Genomic DNA, 16,930 nt, shown 5'->3' on the forward strand with positions numbered 1-16,930 from the left:
AAAAAAAATAACCTAAAGAGAACGCATATGGCGAATGTTAATGCTCTATTAAGTGAACGGTTGAATCCAAATCGTCAGTCACCAAAGATGGCTAAAATGGCTCAAGCTTCAGCCACCGGCAATTTAACGAGCTTTTCTGGCATTTTTAGCATTTCCGACCTCTCCGACCCAGAAAAGCAATTGCTTGAGAAAATCTTGGAAGAATACACCACAGGCGAACAAAATCCTGCGCAGGATCTTCCTAAGCTAATTCAGCTAACATCCGAAGTTAAGGCAATTAACACTCAAGCAATTATCCTACATGGCGAAAGAATTAAAAAAGCGCATGATATTTTAATTCAATACAAGGAAGGAGCTTTTACAACTTGGTTAATCGCCACCTATGGAAATAGGCAAACTCCCTATAATTTCATGCAATATTATGAACTTCATACCAAGATCCCTAAAAAGCTGCATGCTTTGATCGATTCCATGCCAAAGCAAGCCGTTTATACTTTGGCAAGCCGAGAGGGAGATTTCGAGAAAAAGCTAGAATTTATCGAAACATACCAAGGGGAGACAAAAACGGAGCTTTTAGCCAAAATTCGTAGCTGGTTTCCCCTTCCTGATAAAGATAAACGGCAAACAAATGTGAAAGAAATTTTAATCCAGGGCTTAACTCGTCTGCATAAACTAGTGAAACACCATGCTTTCCAATTAACACGCACAGAAAGAAATCAAATGCAAGAGCTTATTGAACAACTTTCTATTCAGCTTAACCAAAAAATAACTCGATAAAATAAAAGGGGTTTCAACTAGGAATAGTGCCCATGAATTAATAGGAAAGCCTAATCATGAATTTGAAAAAAGCTGGGAAAAGGCTAACTCTCATGAAAAGAAGCTAAAACCGGCCTATAGGCGCGCAGAATAGCGATTTCCAGCTAAACGCTCGCCCCTTTCCACACTTTGGGTGAAATTATGAAGGCCCTTTGAGGGAATGTATTAAAGAATTGAGAAAAACCTTGCTCCGTTCTTGTTATCTACGGCCCTAGGTTTTCGCTGTTTTCCATTGGCTGGCACGCCCCCTTCGTTCTTCCCAGGGGCTTGAAACCTCGGCAAGATGCGTCAATATCGGCGCCATGCCATTGTGGGGCCATAATCCTAGATTAAAAAATGGGGAAGAACGAAAACCAGCGTTGAAACGCTCAAAATTCTTTTAAAGTTTTTGTAACTCTGCTAATCTAACGCTTAATAATTTTATAAGGAGCACGATTATGCAAACCCTTACCATGGCTTCCATCCATTATTCGCCCATGCAACGCTATCTCCAAATCGTGGGGAGTTCTTTTCTTTTAGCGCTTAGTGCCCAAATTTCAATCCCTCTTCCATTCAGTCCTGTGCCTTTAACTTTACAGACCTTAGCCGCTCTTTTGATTGGAGCTAAGTTAGGACCTATTAATGGAGCCTATGCTGTCATGCTTTACTTAGCCGAGATTTGTTTAGGATGCCCATTCTTAGCTGGTGGCATGGCAGATCCTACTGCTATTATAGGATTAAAAGGAGGCTATCTGGTGGGAATGGTGGTTCAAGCTTACCTCATGGGTTTCTTTGTATCCTCTCGTCGATCTTCCTTACAAGTATTCGCAGGAGGATGCATTGCATGCCTGATACAACTCTTTTTAGGAACTAGCTGGCTTTCTGTTTTTATCGGATGGGAAAAATCCCTTCTTTTAGGTTTTGTCCCTTTTATAATGGGAGAAATGGGGAAAGCTTATTTCGTATCCAAGCTGGTTAAAAATAGTTGATCTTTAGCTTGCTTGAATGGCTCTTCAAAACATCTTGAAAGAGACCTAAATTACCTTTAGTTCTCAATTTGCATCTTTTGATAGGGGACGCAATGGGAGCCATCTGTAGTCCCGTCTATAAGCCTAAGCTGTAAAGTTACGCTCCCTTTATGCCAAAAATCTTGTCAGCTAGAATAGGAACGTGTGTATATGGTTTATATTGCCAGCTGTAATCCTATAGGCTAATAGCTCTTCTTTTGAGTACCTGCTGCAGGTAATGCGTTTAAGATGGCAAATTTGTAGTGAGGAGGAATCCATAAAGGAGATGCCTGTGCGCTTTCTTTGCCAGTAAACACAGTATGCTTAGCTGTTCAGGGCTTAGCCTTAAGGGTGCTTTTTGACAATCCTATTCTAGGGTCTGCTGCAAGAGTCATTCTGTCTTTTAGAGATAGCCTTTCCGCCCCTTTTATCAATCGATTTTTCTCCGGAATTTGCTATAACTTCATGAGCTTGCCTTTAGAGCTTAAAAATATGGCTTTAGCAGAAGCTTCAATATTAACAGCTATTGGGGTACTAAAAGTGGCCTTACTTATTTTAGCCGTAATTTAAATTGCTCCAATTTCTTCTTATGCACCTACAGGTCTTGCTTGCTATAAATTTTGGCAAATTTGTTTCTTTGTTAAATATCAAAGCCTGGAAAAACTCCTTCCTTTAGGACGAGAATCTAAAGCGCGAGCATGTTGCGTCTCCATGTTATCTAGCGAGCGCTGTAAAAACTCAATTACCAAACCCATCCCAGCAGTTGAAGGTCAAAGCACTTTTGATAAATGCTTTCTAATGCTTAGGATAATTCTTTTTCGAACCATTTGCCAGGTGTTAATGAATTGGCTAGCATTAAATTCTTCCCAAGGGAAAGCCCCGCATGCACCCAGCCCACTATATGAGTTTTTTTTGAATGCCTACCGGTCTTTTGGCTCAGCTAGCAAAGAAATGGGGAAACAAGCCCTCTAAGCCTATTTTCAGTATTAAAAGCTAAATAGGGGGGCCCATAAGCTCATCTTTACGGCATTTAGCCATTTTTCTTCCGATAGAACCTATACAGGCTATTTCCCTTTATAAATAGAAAAAGCTATTTGAAGCCCATTCAAATTGCACGGATGGGGGAAAGAGGAAATGTAAAAATTTCCTCCTCTTCGAATCTCTTAATGGAAAATAATGGGGGTCGTTCTTTTTCCCACTAAATTTTTAAGGTTGCTTTCTGCCAGTTCATCTGCGATCAGATTGGTGGGCTTATTTTCTTTCTCAGAACGTTCAAAAATAAGGGAAAGCGTATCAAAAATATCATCGACTTTTTCTCTCGAAGCTTTGGGATCATACCCGCCCGGATGATATTCCGCAGCCGCATTAATGACCCCTCCCGAATTAATAATGTAATCCGGCGCATATAGAATATTTCGCTCAAGTAAAGGCCACCCATCCTCGGAGGTTCGGAGTTGGTTATTTGCGGCTCCCGCAATCGCTAGGCAACGCAACTGGGGGATGGTCTCTTCATTTAAAATAGCCCCAAGCGCGCAGGGGCAAAGAACATCGCAAGGCACCTCCATAAAATGAGCAGGTGGCACAGTTTTTGCTCCATATAAGAGGGCTAACTCTTTTAATTTAGGCTCATCAGTATCGGTCAAAATAAGTTCAGCTCCTTCCCAAAATAAAATATCCGCTAACTTAGCCCCTACGTTTCCTAACCCTTGAATCGCCACACGCCGCCCTGCCAAAGAGCGATGATTCCATAATTTTTGCGCTACCGCCTGCAAACCTCTGTAGACGCCCCGGGCTGTAAACCGACTGGGATCCCCGCTGCTTTTTTCTGAATCAGAAGCTGCCACATAGGGTGTTTTCAGACGTAAGATATTCATATCTTCTATCGAACTTCCCACATCTTCTGCGGCAATATAATTTCCTCCCAAGGAATTAAGAACTTCTGAAAAGGCATGCCATAAAGCCTCTGACTTATCTTTCCGTGGGTTGGCAATGATGACACTTTTTCCTCCTCCTAAACCGGTAGTGATGGCCGCGGATTTATAGGTCATCCCTTTTGCTAATCTTAAAACATCGTTTAACGCATCTTGGGGGGAATTATAAGGATAAATTCTTACTCCACCTAATGCAGGCCCTAAAGAAGAATCGTGGATAGCAACAAAACAATGGAGCCCACTTTCTTGATCAATTCCTTCCACCACGTGCTCATATCCTTGTACCTGCATCTTTTTTATTAAAACCATTGTATTCTAAACTCCCTCTTACTTGAGATATTTTCAAAACATCTATTTTGATCGGTTCGGGATTTTTTGACTACCTAAACACTCTTTAAACAAACCATAAAATAAGGTCCGAATCAAGCCTATTGGCATTCCTACGAACAAAAATTTCCTCTAGAAATTTATAAAAATTACCTTGATTTATAATTTCTAAACAAGTTAATCTGTGAGTCGGTTATTAATTTATTGAATCAAAAAAATGATATAAAAGAGGTCGCAATGACTAAGGTTGTCATCACCGATGAGATAAAAACGGCATTACTACACTTGCTCCAAGAAAATCCCCATGCCGATCTAGTGACAACCTATCTTTGCTATGTGGAAAAAAAGTTCAACCTTTCACCTGTTCTTTTTCCTAAAGAAAAAACCATTTTCCAGAGTACTGATCAAGCTGTCAACTTTCTCGAGAAAGAGGGAAAATTATGGCACGAAGCGGAGATCAAAATTGGATTTAATAATTTAAGCGTCAATGAAGCAACCAAGAAGGTTTACATTTGCCCCTTTACAGGTAAAGTTTTCGGCGATAACACCCATCCTAACCCACAAGATGCAATCTACGATTGGGTTTCTAAATGCCCTGAAAATACCGAAAGGGCGGGAGGGCTTCGCGTAAAGCGCTTTTTTGTTTCTGAAGATCCCGAAGTAATTCGCAGTTATATATCGAAAACCAAAACACGAGAATCTATTACAAAAGCGGTTTACTCTTCTGTGTTAAGTGGAAAGCTTTTTAGTACAAAGCAAGCTGTTATCCTTGATTTTGAAAAAAATTACTTAAAAAAACTTTCCCTCGTAGAAGTTCACAACCAAAACCGCTTTCAAATTGAAGAAAGCTTTTTAAACTTTATTCAAAAACAATTGGAAGAAGATAAGATTGCTGCTTTTGTGGAATCTCTAGTGGAAATTGAAGACTTTACTCCTTTTGTTGAGCAATGGGTTGAGTAACTATATAACAGCCTCTCCCCGCCTATTGAAGCTGAATTTATCGAACCCGCTAACCTCTCTGCGCTTAAGCCAATCTATTAGGTTTAACAATACTTGCTCGGCTACATCCATTTTTTCTTCAGCTTCAAAACATCTGGGAACTAAACAATTTCTCATGCCTTGGATGCCTTACATGATGGATTTATTTAAAACTCTCTCTTCTTTTTCCGAAGAGCAAACCATGCAATATGCTTATACATTCGGCCAAAGTCTTCCCTTAAACAGCATTGTTTGTTTTTATGGCGATTTGGGAGCAGGAAAAACAACCTTTATTAAAGGACTAGTAGCTGGAGCAACCAACTATATGCCCACAGAGGTGAATAGCCCTACTTTTGTCTATATGAATATTTATGAAGGTCAAAAAACGATTTACCACTTTGACTTATATAGGCTGCCTCACGCCGATGAATTTCTGGGGATGGGGTTTGAGGATTTGCTCTATGCGAATGGGATCTGTTGTATTGAATGGGCAGAAAGGATCCAGGCCTTAATCCCCCCCCACGCCATTTCAGTGGAAATTCAACATAAGGGGGAAAATAGGCGCAATATCGTCATCAAATCAGGAAAGCCTGCATGACATACTCCTTCAAAAATACCCATTTCATCACAACGGCTGTTAATCAGCAAAAATATCCGCTTGTGAAAAATGCAGCGGGTCATATTTTGCCCGAAATTGCAGTGGCAGGGCGCTCCAATGTGGGGAAATCAAGCTTACTCAATCATCTTTTTCAAGCTAAAAATCTGGTTAAAACCTCGAGCACTCCAGGCAAAACTCAAGCGTTAAATTTTTTCAACGTAGACAATAAGTTGGTTTTTGTAGACCTTCCCGGCTATGGTTTTGCTCAGGTTCCTATCGAAGTTCGCAAAAAATGGGGACCGCTCATTGACCACTACTTGCGAGAAAGGGAAAGCTTAAAACTGATTTTATTTCTGTTTGATATAAGACGATTGCCTAATGAAGATGACAAATTATTCTTAGAATGGGTCATCAAAAATCAAAAGTCCATGATTTTAGTTTTTACCAAAATTGATAAAGTAACCACTAATCAAAAGGTTGCTCAAACCCGCGCAATTCTTTCCGCTTTTGAAGCCGAAAATATCCATTATGCTTATTATTCGGTGCCTAAAAATTTGGGAAGAAAAGAATTAATTGCGATGATGAATGACGCTCTTGCAGAAGAGCATATGTAAGATGATCTTAAAAAATATAAAAAAAGTTTATTTATGACTTTGTTAGAAAAAGCAACCTTTGTCTGTATTGATTGTGAAACTACCGGCTTAGATCCTCACAATGATCGGATCATAGAAGTCGCTGTAGCTCGATTTACCTTCAGCCAAATTCTTGAACAATTTGAATCTTTGATAAATCCAGAATGCCCCATCCCCGAAAGTTCTATTCAAATTCACCACATCACCCCTGAAATGGTAGCTGATAAACCTTCCATTACTCACGTCATCCCACAAATTCTCGATATCATCCACTCTCATCCAATTGTTGGACATGGCGTTTTATTCGATATCGAACTGATTGCGTTGGCTGCTGAACGGGCAGGTATTCCCTGTTCTATTCGGCAAAATCCTTATTTAGATACCCTGCGTTTAGCTAGGCTTTATGGAGAAAGCCCCATCAATTCACTCGAGCAGTTACGCGTGCACTTTAATATTCAATTTGAAGGAGCCCACAGGGCGATGAGCGATGTTTTAGTGAACATCGAAGTATTCAAGCATTTAGCGAAACGGTATAAAACCATGAATAACCTTTTCCAGATTTTAGCCAAGCCCATCTTACTTAAATGCATGCCGCTTGGCAAGCATAAGGGAAGATCTTTAAAAGAGATCCCATTAGACTACTTAAAATGGGCTGCGCACAAAAATTTTGACCAAGATTTGTTATTTAGCCTTCGTTCCGAACTGAAACGAAGAAAACAAGGTAACTTATTTTTACAATCTGCAAGCCCTTTTTCCGATTTGTAAAAAAATACAAGCGTAAAATTGTCCATACTTGCGATACTGTCTAGCATATGTATTCTGTAAAATTTAAGAATAGCATTCCGGAGCCGATATGGTGGAAAAAAAACTAACAAATTATCCCGCAAAGAATACTTTTGAAGTCAAAATTGGCCTTGCTGAAATGTTAAAAGGGGGAGTGATCATGGATGTCACGACACCTGAACAAGCCAAAATTGCAGAAGATGCAGGTGCTGTTGCTGTGATGGCGCTTGAAAGAATCCCAGCCGATATTCGCTCTCAGGGTGGAATTGCACGCATGTCTAATCCTGAATTAATTCAAAAAATTCAAGAGTCAGTTTCCATCCCTGTCATGGCAAAATGTCGTATCGGCCATTTTGTGGAAGCCCAAATTTTAGAAGCTCTCTTCATCGATTTCATCGACGAAAGTGAAGTGCTAACCCCCGCGGATGAAGAAAACCATATTGACAAAACCCCTTTTAAAATCCCTTTTGTCTGCGGTTGTCGCAACCTCGGCGAAGCTTTGCGCCGCATAGGCGAAGGTGCCGCTATGATTCGAACAAAAGGAGAAGCCGGCACGGGAAATATAGTAGAAGCTGTGCGTCACATGCGAGCCCTCATGCGCGAAATCCGCTTATTGACGATGCTTGATCCTTCTGAATTAATGGCAGAAGCTAAAAAAATGGGCGCCCCCTTTCACCTTGTGCAGCAAGTGGCTAAAACAGGTAAGCTACCTGTTCCAAATTTTGCTGCAGGAGGAATTGCTACTCCCGCCGATGCAGCCTTGATGATGCAGCTCGGGGCTGAAAGTGTTTTCGTAGGCTCGGGGATTTTTAAATCGGAAGATCCTCCCCAAAGAGCTAAAGCCATAGTGGCCGCCACCACCTATTATCATAATCCTGAAATGTTAGCTAAGATTTCTATGGGGCTTTTAAGCGCTATGGAAGGTTTGGAAATCCAGCAAATCAAAAAAGAAGAATTACTTGCATACAGAGGTTGGTAATTGATGAATTCACCGATCATTGGGGTATTGGCATTACAAGGAGCATTTGCAAAACATCGGGAGATGTTACATACGCTTTCTATTCCCACAAAAGAAGTTCGAACCCCTCAAGATTTGCAAGATTGCGATGGACTTATTATTCCTGGAGGGGAGTCTACGACTATCTCCAAGCAAATCGATTCTATCCATCTTCACGAATCTATTCTAGAATTTGCCAAAAAAAAACCCTTATTTGGGACATGTGCAGGCTTAATTTTGATGGCTTCAGAAATTGACAAAGGGGAAATTAATCCTTTGCGCCTTCTCGATATTTCGGTGCAGCGAAACGCTTACGGGCGGCAAATAGAGTCGTTTGAAACTGAAGTGGAAATTTTTCTGGGGAAGTCCAAACAAACCTTTTCAGCTATTTTTATCCGCGCTCCCTTGATTAAAAGCTATGGAGCGCAGGTGGAAGTGTTAAGCAGTTTTAATAACACTCCTATTCTTGTTCAACAAGGGCATCACCTAGCAGCCACGTTTCATCCAGAGCTTTCTCAACATACTGCAATTCATCGCTACTTTTTTAAGCTCGTGAAAGACTCGGTTGCTGCAAAAAATTAACCTATATTTCGGGTATGGCGTAGCAAAGGATTTTGACCTTCTGAGAAGGTTTTCGCAGAAATAATTTCTCGCCATTTAGGAGAAAATCCTCTTTCAGTTAAGTTAGAAGAGGCTGAAGAGCAAAAAGAAAAACTTACGTTTTAAGCTAATAGCTAACTTTCTCAATTCATTTGAATTATACGCCTCCCTTTTTTATGATGTTTCCTATTGCCATCTTCACAAAAGGAAGCTTCCCCTTGCGCATCTTAATTATTTCTACCTTCTTTCCTCCACTTAATTCCATAGCATCCCTTAGACCTTATTCATGGGCAAAATTCTGGTCAGAAGCTGGGCATGAAGTTTCCGTTTTAACCACCCAAAAGCCCTCTTTTAAAAAGACTTCTCTTTCTTTAAAAAACACGGGCTTTCAGGTGCATGAAATTCCTTATCTCAGGTTTTTGGACAAGTTTAAAAAAGATTATCGCCCCAATACAACCTCTTCAAACAAACCTCAAGAGGCTTTTTCATTAAAAAGGTTTCTTGCAAGCAGCTTTCAGAAACTCCGTTCAAAGACAGGAATTTTTAATGCTTGTCGGATGCCTGATTTTACCGATCTTTGGATCAGGCCCGCTTATAAGTTCATTGCAAAGCAGGGGACGTGGGATCTTATTGTTAGCACATCGGGGCCCTATGCCGTACATGTGGTGGCGCAAAAATTAAAAAAGCAAGGATTAGGAAAAAAGTGGATCGCGGATTTTAGGGATTCTTGGAGCGATAATTACATTTATCCCGGCATCTTTCCTTTGAATCATATAGAAAGCTGGCTAGAGCGAAAACTTATGCAATCAGCCGACCTTATTACCACCGTTAGCACACCTTTTGCCAACGATTTTGAAAAAAGGTATCCTCACAAAGAAGTTCTTACCGTTGAAAATGGATTTGACTTAAGCGACCGAGAAACACTTCCCCAAGACTCTATCTTTCCAGAAGATGGCAAATTTCGGATTGTGCACACCGGCTCTATTTACTCGGCAAAAAGAGATCCTTCTCCTCTTTTTCAAGCTATTGCAGACATGCATAAAGACCCCATCGAGCGACAACTTTTAGAAAAACTTGAAGTGATTTTTGTGGGAGAACAATTAGGCAATTTGCCTTCCCTTATTGAAAGCTATCAAGTTTCTGAATGGGTTAAAAATTATGGCATGCGAAAGCGAGAAGACGCTCTTCGGATGCAAAGAGATGCCCATGCGCTTCTCTTCCTGCCGTGGACCGACCTAGATTTCCCTGGAGTTTTAACGGGAAAAATATTTGAATACTTATTTTCCGGTACGCCAATTATTGCGGTAGGGGGAAGGGGCCTCGAGCAATCTCAGCAGCTTATCTTGGATGCGAAAGCGGGAAAAATTTTAGAAAATGCCCAAACAATAAGAAGCTATCTGAAAGAAAAATTAAACTCTGTACGGAAAGAGCCCATTCAGCCCTTACAGGCGATTTTGGCTCAATACGACCGCAAATGGCTGGCTTTAAAACTTCTTGAAAGAGTGCAAATATGAATAAGGTAGCCATCATTCTGGTGACTTATAATAGTCAGTTGCATCTTCCTAAAGCCATGGAGTGTTTAGAAAAACAAAGCTTGCAGCCCACCCAAATCATTATTGTGGATACCGGCTCCACAGACAAAAGTTACCTACTAAAATATCAGAAAAATCCTGTAGTAGAGGTTGTCTATGCGCCACAAGATGCGGGCTTTTGCGTAGGCAATAACATAGGCTGGGAAAAACTAGCAGCAAGCATTGAATATGTGTTTTTCCTAAATCCCGATGCCTTTTTAACAGAGTCGTATTTAGAACAAGCCGTATGCATTATGCGAAATCCCTCCCATCGTGCATGTGGAGCCTTGACAGGGATTACCTTGAGATACGACATGCAGAACAATCGTTCCACAAGCATCTACGATACGACAGGCATTTTTAAAACATGGTATGGCCGGTGGTATGATCGCGCGCAAGGAGAGATTTACGAACCAGGACGTTTCCCTACGATTGAAAAAATTCCGGCCATCTGTGGAGCTGTTTTGTTTTGTCGCAAAAAAGCCGTAGATGCCGTTTTAATTTCTAATAAAGAGGTCTTTAACAGTAATTTTTACATGTATAAGGAAGATATCGATCTTTCTTTAAGGCTTCAAAAGAAAAAGTGGCACCTTCTTTTTCATCCCGATCTCCTGGCTTACCATTGCAGGGGATGGACCCCTCGCCGCCAAAATATGCCTCGAAAAATGAGGCTTTATTCTGCTCAAAATGAGCTCAAAATAAACTTTAAGCACTCTTTTCCTTTTGGAGCCGCCTATTCCTTTTTAAAATATTGCGCAGTTAAGTTTTTTGACAAATGAGATCATCCCATGCACCTTTTTGATAGAAAAACGACTTCCCTTCTCCTTCTTTTCTGCCTACCGCTCCTTTTTTTCCCCAAAATTAATCTGCTTAAATTTTCTGAAAAAGAGACAGCAGGAATTCGTTTAGATGACGTGGTTTTGCTGGCTACTTTTTTTCTTCTTTTTTGGGCTCGTTTTTCCCTAAAACATACCTTATGCCAGTTTGAGAAGTGGTTATTGACCGTAGTGGGATTTTCCCTTTTTTCTTTTTTTTGCAACCGCTTTCTTGTTTTTGCTGGCAATTTGCACGTTCACTCTAAAATATTTTATTGCGTGCGCATTCTAGAATACGCCACCTTTTTCTACATCGGATGTTTTGCGTATAATTTGTTGAGTGAACGGAAAATCATTTACGGATTTCTTGTCTGGAATTTAGCTATCATGGCGATGCAAAAAGTGGGCCTAATTGGAGGTTTTAGCTCCTCCGGTTATGGAGAAACCAGCTATCGAGTCACAGGCATAGCCTCTTTCCCTTCAGAAATTGGGGCCATCCTTAATTTATTATTTGCTTATCTAATCTTCGATGAATCCACAAACAAAGGAATCCCTCTCGTCGTCTCGCGGTGGGTCAAGTTGCTATATCACAAGTGCGCCCTTTTTGCCCAATTCGTTATTTTTGCAGTTTTTATCATTTTTTCAGGCTCCAGGATAGCTCTAGCAGCATTGCTTGTGCCTTTTTTATTCAAGCTTAAAAATATGATTAGCTTTAAATCGGTGATCATCATTGCCAGCTTTTTGGGCAGCCTTTCAATTGGAATGGCTTACCTGGTGGTCCATACCGAAGGTTTGCGCAGTGATGGACTTCTCAGTTACAAAAACATTGAAATTGTGAAGCAAGTATGGGAAGAGATCGATGTTAGGTCAGAACCTGAGATTAAAAAGCTAGAGACAGAGGAAAAATTCGACCAAAGTTGGTGGATGCGGATGCATAAATGGTGCTACGCCTTGAAAATATATTTAGCCACGCCTTCCTGTTATTTACAGGGAATTGGACCTGGATTTGCCTTTCCTGCATTAGATGGGGGGTTTTTACGCATTCTTACTGAAAATGGCCTAATTGGAGCTTATCTTTATGCTAGATTTTTTATTTCCATCGGAAAGCAAAGTAAGCAATTAACCTGGATGGTGATTGTTTTTATGATTAATATGCTATTTTTCGATGTGTATCTGGCCTATAAGCCGATGATTTTACTTTTTCTCGTTTCTGGATACGCCTACGCAAGATCGGAAGAACAGCAGCCTTTAAATTTTAAACCTAAAGAAATTCAAGCTCTCAATTAGTTAAAAATTATAGCTTTCTTGCGCCCTACGTTTAACCGATCACCCTAGGATTCATCTCCCCAATAAGGTTTATGGGCAGTTAAGGGCTCTATATAAACTCTCCCTCCCTCGCGCGATCATCTATCGCTGGCAATAAAATCCTATTTTATTAACATAATTTTAGCTAAGCCAACTAAAATTATCTCCATGGATAAGGGAGTACCAAAATGTGCTTTTATAAATCTAATCCTCTCCCTACAGTAGAAACCCGCGCTTTTACTTCCGCTTTAGCAAGTTTTAAAAAATTGGAGCAATTACCCTCTATTCAAAAATCCCTCAAGCTACTTGAGGAAACTTTTTCTTCTCAGGTAAAGCTCAAGCATCCTCGCGATGTTTATCCTCTCTATCAAGCTCTTAATTTCGTGACAAACGAAGTCGCTAAAAAATCTCTTTACGAATTAAGCAATTCTTGGAGAAAAGTTTTAAAGGCATTAAATCATCGCCAGATTTACCGAAAAGGTTTAGGTCCAACTTACTTGGATACAACCATCGCCCAAAAAATTTTAACCCAAGGCCTTGCTAAATTGCAAAACTCCATCGCGATAACCTCTATGGATCTAAAAAATAAATCACAACTTCGCAAAGTCGTAAATTACTTATTGATGACCGACCGAGAAGCTTTTGGCGCTTGTTTTCAAAAGGGATTTTTCCAACATATTTTAAAATCGAAGAGGGTTAGATGCGTAGCAGCCTGCAATAAAAAAAATGAAATGGTAGGGATTTTGTGGGGCTTTTTAGCCTATTATCAAAACCAGCAGATTTTTCACTTTTGGGAGCTTTCTCGAAGCCCCTCTATGGCGCATATGGGTATAGCCAGAAAACTTATCGACTATGCTAAACAGCAACAGCGCGCATATCCTAAGCTGAAATTTGCGACGCTGCATGTAGAGGCCCAAAATTTGCGCGCCAAAGGGATTTACGCCAGAGAAAATTTTGCAGCTAATAGCGAGAAAGAACGTATAAAAGTTTTTATGGCAAATAAACTAGATTCTAGCTCAAATATTCCCCTGAAAGCTAAGGTTTCCAAAAAAATAGTGAGAAATTTTGTTCTAAACACCATTCCTTTTTATAAGCTCCTCTATTATGAATTGCTGCGTAGATGTGAATTAATTTGGAGAGCGTGTTGGTACAGATAAAAAAATAAGCCTCTCTCTTTAAAAGGGGAGAAGGGACTCTTTTACTTAGTTAATGTGCAATATTTGACATTGACTTGAAACAAAAAAGCACGTAAGATGTGATGCTTTATCAAGAGAGAGATCAGATGGACCTAGCTCAGAATAATTTAATTCGCTTTATTAATATCACCAAGAAAAAAGATGGCATTTTTGCTAACTTTAAAGCTAAAGGGGTTCGCGGTGGGGCCGTCTTTACAGCTTCTATTTCGGTTGATATTTCAGCAGCAGAAGTCCATCCCGCTGATCCTCTCGAAAAGATTATCGAAGAATGTGCTCGCATAGCCGTTCTGCAATTTAGAAACTCAGAGCTTCAATTTGAAGGTCTAGTTGCCCTTTAATTCATCTATCTGAGTGTAGCGCAGCTTGGCTAGCGCACTTGCATGGGGTGCAAGGGGTCGGAGGTTCAAATCCTCTCACTCAGATTCTTTTTTCTCTATATAAGCCATTCGTTTATCTAGCCTGTACACCTCTTTCAAAGCTTAAATAAGAATTCTTCACCTCTATCTTGTTTTGTTCAGGGGAGAGAAAGATCGACCATGCATAAGAAAAAATGGAATGTTTATTCCGATGAGGACAATTTTAGCCGCTTCTTAACAAAAAATTCGAAAACCTTCTGTGGAGGGAACATAATGATCTCTTGCTTAGCTTGTTCTAAGTGGCTTTTTAATGAGTTGCTAAATTTGGCATTCTGCTCAGACCACCCCAGCCGCTTAGATGGCGGCTAGGGCGGGTCTTCACGGCTCCCATATCGTTTCACTTTGGATTTACCAAAGTATCAGCTTAAAGCTTGATTATTACATGGGGGATGGAGCTATCAAACAAGAATTCAAACCGGCTTACCTCTCTTCTCATAAGCAGGGCTTAAAAATTGGATATCCATATCTTTGGAAGCTATTATTTTTTTCAATTTTTTTACCTCATTTGTAAGCTCCTCAATTTCCTTTTGAAGGGAGAGCCCTTCCTGAGTTTTTAATTCCATGATTTCATTTTTTTCTTTCCAAGACTTTCTTTCTTCTTCAAGTAAAGTGCGTAGTAATTCATTTTCAACTTTAAGATTTTCGGAAGCAGCTCTCTCTTGCAATAAAAATAATTTTTGTTCTTCTAATTGAAGGGCTAAAGGGTCAATTTTATCGTTTTCATCTAATGGTAATTCTTCAACTACAGGGAGTAAACAATCTAAAGCATCTTCTTGTTTTTCTTCTAAAATTGTTTTTACATTTCCTGGAATTCCATTGATAACTTCGATGCTTAGATCGGCTGTTCGGTAGAACGTTTTGTGGATTAAATCTTTATCTTTTATAGCTGCCGCTCCTATGAACAAAAAAATAGTCTCTCTATCTTTTATTTGGGGGCCATTAAAAAGCTTAATTAGCTCTTTGTAAAGGCTTGCTTTATCTTGAGGAATTAATTGATGCTGGTCGTAAACAAATTCTAGTAGCTCTTCAAGCTTAATACCTTTAGAACTTCCTATTAAATTTTTTAGATTATTAATTAGCATTTCGGCCTCACTGGTTCCCCAGAACCCATCTTTTAACCCATATGAAAAATTTCTTCCAACCTGCTGAGCAGTTAAACCGGCAATATAAGGAATTTCGTATAAAGTAGAGCACACTTGTTTTCCCACCTCTTGAACAGTAAGTCTTGCTTCTTGGCCTGCAGCTTTAATTATCATTTCCTGTCCAGCAAAAGCCTTTGAAAGGACTTCATCTGCAATAAGGCGAATTTCTTGACCTGTGTCTTTAATTAATAAACGCCCTTGTGAACCTAAATTGAGAACGACCCCATTTGCTTCTTCTCCCATCATTCTAATGAGATTTGAAGCTTCTTCTGAAGTCTGCTTGATAGTTGTGTGTACGACTTTTTCAGCTTCTTCAAGTGCTCCTCTTATGACTGTGAGGCTTCTAATTGAAAATTCCTCCCCCGCTTCATGAATAATAGCCTTAGCGTCTTTATTAGCCTTATCTAAGATTTCCTTTACTTCTCTTCCTCCCTGGGTGAGAATTTCGTGCGTTTCTTTTCCTACTAACTTGATAGTCGAGTTGACTTCTCGGCTGAAGGCAATACATGTTTTTCTAGCTTCTTCCCCGCCAAATTGAATAGTTTTTTGCGCTTCCAATCCGGCAGTAGCAAAAACAAGCTCTGCTTCTTTGGCGGCTTTACTTAGAGCTTTTTCTACTTGAAGTTCTAAAACTTTAGAAGTATACCTAGCTTCTATTCCTGCTAGTCCTATTATTTTTTCTGTTTCAGAGCTAGCCACCTTCAGTACACTAGTAGCCCCACTTTGTGCTTTATCAATCGATTGCCTGATCTCTCTTCCCATTTTGCTTAAAGTTTTATTGGCTGCAACCTCAGCTCTATCGATTGAGGCTCTTATCTCATTTCCTCCTACTTGTATAGTGGCCCTTGCTTCTGATCCTGCTTCTTCAATTAAATTTCCAAAAGCGCTTTTAGTAAAAAAGCTAATGACAGAGGGAATAAGTGATAAGAATCCTCCCCCTCTCAACCTTGGGTTAATGTAGAGCTTATAGCCTCCTTTTAAAGGATTTAGGTGGATATAGGTATCTTCTAAATAAGAAGCAAGCTTTCGGGCATCTTTTCGAATTTCCTTGGGAATGCCTACAATCCACTCTGCTGAAACTTGAGCTATCTGGCCATTTTTTTGAACGTAGGCTTGTAGCTCTTCTTTAGAATCTCTTGCTAATATCACTGCTCCTTCTGCGCTATTCCAACTCTTAACGATTTGTAAGGCAGGAAGGCGATCTGTTGCATGAGAGAAGAAAAGAGAAGCGATAAGAGAAAGATCCGCCTGCTTATCAGAGGGTAGAAGGTTCGCGGAAAAGTTATCCAAGCTTTTTGCTTTATAAGTTTGGCCGCTCTGTATAGCTTGGGAAGCTATCGTGGTCACCTCCAGTGAAGAGGTTTGAGGGGCCTGGGGAAGAGTTGGGGGTAAAACCAATGGATTGTTAGAGACAGAAGAAGAGGGGGTAGAAAATACCATATGAGCTCCTAATGTTGTGTTGATTTAAAGGGCTTTCATTTAATGAAAATATTTTTTTAGGCAAAAAAGAAAATAACCTCAACAAAAATTTATTTTTGCCCATTTCCGCTGAGCCATTTTCTTTTGCGTTAAAGCCTGCTCCGTAAATTACGTCTAAAAAGGCTGGGAGCCTATACAGTTGATTTTTGTTAATAGTTCTCTATTGCCTAGCAAAAAGCCAAATTCTCCTGAAGTGGGCTACGCCTCTTGTAGAAAGATACCTTACTCGCAATCAATGATAATAGCTTACAGATCAGTCGGAGCTCTCCTTTTTACAACAATACTTGCAACAGTTCTGCAGCCAATGCCCTCAATGGATAAGAGGTAATAATCCCTGATGAATACGAACATTTTTAAG

General features: G+C 40.0%; 16 protein-coding genes and 1 tRNA gene. 15 read left to right on the forward strand and 2 right to left on the reverse strand.

All coding sequences use genetic code 11. The annotated features are described in order from the left end of the window. Positions 1-27 precede the first annotated feature (27 nt). The 3 genes from PARA125_RS01910 to PARA125_RS01920 all read left to right on the forward strand — a co-directional run bounded on the left by PARA125_RS01910 (position 28) and on the right by PARA125_RS01920 (position 2,372). A complete protein-coding gene (locus PARA125_RS01910) occupies positions 28-777 on the forward strand; it encodes a pGP6-D family virulence protein (protein WP_213157030.1) in 750 nt (249 codons plus the stop codon). 476 nt (positions 778-1,253) lie between these two features. Further along, positions 1,254-1,784, forward strand: coding sequence for a biotin transporter BioY (locus tag PARA125_RS01915; protein ID WP_213157031.1), 531 nt, complete (start codon positions 1,254-1,256; stop codon positions 1,782-1,784). Positions 1,785-2,105: 321 nt separating this feature from the next. Then, positions 2,106-2,372, forward strand: a complete 267-nt coding sequence (locus PARA125_RS01920) for a hypothetical protein (RefSeq protein ID WP_213157032.1) — start codon at positions 2,106-2,108, stop codon at positions 2,370-2,372. Positions 2,373-2,965: 593 nt separating this feature from the next. On the opposite strand, the gene PARA125_RS01925 is transcribed toward PARA125_RS01920, so the two are convergent. Beyond that, on the reverse strand, positions 2,966-4,042 hold the full coding sequence (locus PARA125_RS01925; RefSeq protein WP_213157033.1) for a Glu/Leu/Phe/Val family dehydrogenase: 1,077 nt from the start codon (positions 4,040-4,042) through the stop codon (positions 2,966-2,968). Between the two features lie 255 nt (positions 4,043-4,297). On the opposite strand from PARA125_RS01925, the gene PARA125_RS01930 reads away from it, so the two are divergent. From PARA125_RS01930 to PARA125_RS01985, 12 genes are all read left to right on the forward strand, one after another. Further along, positions 4,298-5,020 carry a DUF2709 domain-containing protein gene (locus PARA125_RS01930; protein WP_213157034.1) on the forward strand — a complete coding sequence of 241 codons (723 nt, stop codon included), beginning with the start codon at positions 4,298-4,300 and terminating at the stop codon, positions 5,018-5,020. 172 nt (positions 5,021-5,192) lie between these two features. Further along, complete coding sequence (tsaE, locus tag PARA125_RS01935; RefSeq protein WP_213157035.1) at positions 5,193-5,636, forward strand: tRNA (adenosine(37)-N6)-threonylcarbamoyltransferase complex ATPase subunit type 1 TsaE; 444 nt, start codon at positions 5,193-5,195, stop codon at positions 5,634-5,636. Further along, positions 5,633-6,250, forward strand: coding sequence for a ribosome biogenesis GTP-binding protein YihA/YsxC (yihA, locus tag PARA125_RS01940; protein ID WP_213157036.1), 618 nt, complete (start codon positions 5,633-5,635; stop codon positions 6,248-6,250). Before tsaE ends, yihA begins: the two co-directional genes overlap by 4 nt. 33 nt (positions 6,251-6,283) lie before the next feature. Then, positions 6,284-7,033: a putative quorum-sensing-regulated virulence factor gene (locus tag PARA125_RS01945; RefSeq protein ID WP_213157037.1), complete on the forward strand. Its 750-nt coding sequence runs from the start codon at positions 6,284-6,286 to the stop codon at positions 7,031-7,033. 88 nt (positions 7,034-7,121) lie between these two features. After that, on the forward strand, positions 7,122-8,030 hold the full coding sequence (pdxS, locus tag PARA125_RS01950) for a pyridoxal 5'-phosphate synthase lyase subunit PdxS (protein ID WP_213157038.1): 909 nt from the start codon (positions 7,122-7,124) through the stop codon (positions 8,028-8,030). 3 nt (positions 8,031-8,033) lie between these two features. Further along, positions 8,034-8,630: a pyridoxal 5'-phosphate synthase glutaminase subunit PdxT gene (gene pdxT / locus PARA125_RS01955; RefSeq protein WP_213157039.1), complete on the forward strand. Its 597-nt coding sequence runs from the start codon at positions 8,034-8,036 to the stop codon at positions 8,628-8,630. A gap of 236 nt (positions 8,631-8,866) precedes the next feature. Then, positions 8,867-10,162 carry a glycosyltransferase gene (locus PARA125_RS01960; protein WP_213157040.1) on the forward strand — a complete coding sequence of 432 codons (1,296 nt, stop codon included), beginning with the start codon at positions 8,867-8,869 and terminating at the stop codon, positions 10,160-10,162. Continuing rightward, positions 10,159-10,998 carry a glycosyltransferase family 2 protein gene (locus PARA125_RS01965; RefSeq protein ID WP_213157041.1) on the forward strand — a complete coding sequence of 280 codons (840 nt, stop codon included), beginning with the start codon at positions 10,159-10,161 and terminating at the stop codon, positions 10,996-10,998. The genes PARA125_RS01960 and PARA125_RS01965 overlap by 4 nt, the downstream gene beginning before the upstream one ends. Positions 10,999-11,007: 9 nt before the next feature. After that, the gene (locus PARA125_RS01970; RefSeq protein WP_213157042.1) at positions 11,008-12,321 is read left to right on the forward strand and encodes a hypothetical protein; all 1,314 of its coding nucleotides are present in this window, start codon (positions 11,008-11,010) and stop codon (positions 12,319-12,321) included. A gap of 206 nt (positions 12,322-12,527) precedes the next feature. Further along, on the forward strand, positions 12,528-13,496 hold the full coding sequence (locus PARA125_RS01975; protein ID WP_213157043.1) for a GNAT family N-acetyltransferase: 969 nt from the start codon (positions 12,528-12,530) through the stop codon (positions 13,494-13,496). 125 nt (positions 13,497-13,621) lie between these two features. Continuing rightward, on the forward strand, positions 13,622-13,873 hold the full coding sequence (locus PARA125_RS01980; RefSeq protein ID WP_213157044.1) for a hypothetical protein: 252 nt from the start codon (positions 13,622-13,624) through the stop codon (positions 13,871-13,873). Positions 13,874-13,882: 9 nt separating this feature from the next. Then, positions 13,883-13,957, forward strand: a tRNA-Pro gene (locus PARA125_RS01985). 404 nt (positions 13,958-14,361) lie between these two features. On the opposite strand, the gene PARA125_RS01990 is transcribed toward PARA125_RS01985, so the two are convergent. Next, the gene (locus PARA125_RS01990) at positions 14,362-16,533 is read right to left on the reverse strand and encodes a hypothetical protein (RefSeq protein WP_213157045.1); all 2,172 of its coding nucleotides are present in this window, start codon (positions 16,531-16,533) and stop codon (positions 14,362-14,364) included. Between the last annotated feature and the right edge of the window lie 397 nt (positions 16,534-16,930).

The sequence above is a fragment of the Parachlamydia sp. AcF125 genome (assembly GCF_018342475.1).
Lineage (GTDB): Bacteria > Chlamydiota > Chlamydiia > Chlamydiales > Parachlamydiaceae > Parachlamydia.

What these genes read in the sequence shown, in the direction of transcription:
- PARA125_RS01910 (WP_213157030.1), top strand. Translation starts at nt 28, where the DNA reads ATGGCGAATGTTAATGCTCTATTAAGTGAACGGTTGAATCCAAATCGT.
- PARA125_RS01915 (WP_213157031.1), top strand. Translation starts at nt 1,254, where the DNA reads ATGCAAACCCTTACCATGGCTTCCATCCATTATTCGCCCATGCAACGC.
- PARA125_RS01925 (WP_213157033.1), bottom strand. Translation starts at nt 4,042, where the DNA reads ATGGTTTTAATAAAAAAGATGCAGGTACAAGGATATGAGCACGTGGTG.
- PARA125_RS01930 (WP_213157034.1), top strand. Translation starts at nt 4,298, where the DNA reads ATGACTAAGGTTGTCATCACCGATGAGATAAAAACGGCATTACTACAC.
- tsaE (WP_213157035.1), top strand. Translation starts at nt 5,193, where the DNA reads ATGATGGATTTATTTAAAACTCTCTCTTCTTTTTCCGAAGAGCAAACC.
- yihA (WP_213157036.1), top strand. Translation starts at nt 5,633, where the DNA reads ATGACATACTCCTTCAAAAATACCCATTTCATCACAACGGCTGTTAAT.
- PARA125_RS01945 (WP_213157037.1), top strand. Translation starts at nt 6,284, where the DNA reads ATGACTTTGTTAGAAAAAGCAACCTTTGTCTGTATTGATTGTGAAACT.
- pdxS (WP_213157038.1), top strand. Translation starts at nt 7,122, where the DNA reads ATGGTGGAAAAAAAACTAACAAATTATCCCGCAAAGAATACTTTTGAA.
- pdxT (WP_213157039.1), top strand. Translation starts at nt 8,034, where the DNA reads ATGAATTCACCGATCATTGGGGTATTGGCATTACAAGGAGCATTTGCA.
- PARA125_RS01965 (WP_213157041.1), top strand. Translation starts at nt 10,159, where the DNA reads ATGAATAAGGTAGCCATCATTCTGGTGACTTATAATAGTCAGTTGCAT.
- PARA125_RS01970 (WP_213157042.1), top strand. Translation starts at nt 11,008, where the DNA reads ATGCACCTTTTTGATAGAAAAACGACTTCCCTTCTCCTTCTTTTCTGC.
- PARA125_RS01975 (WP_213157043.1), top strand. Translation starts at nt 12,528, where the DNA reads ATGTGCTTTTATAAATCTAATCCTCTCCCTACAGTAGAAACCCGCGCT.
- PARA125_RS01980 (WP_213157044.1), top strand. Translation starts at nt 13,622, where the DNA reads ATGGACCTAGCTCAGAATAATTTAATTCGCTTTATTAATATCACCAAG.
- PARA125_RS01990 (WP_213157045.1), bottom strand. Translation starts at nt 16,533, where the DNA reads ATGGTATTTTCTACCCCCTCTTCTTCTGTCTCTAACAATCCATTGGTT.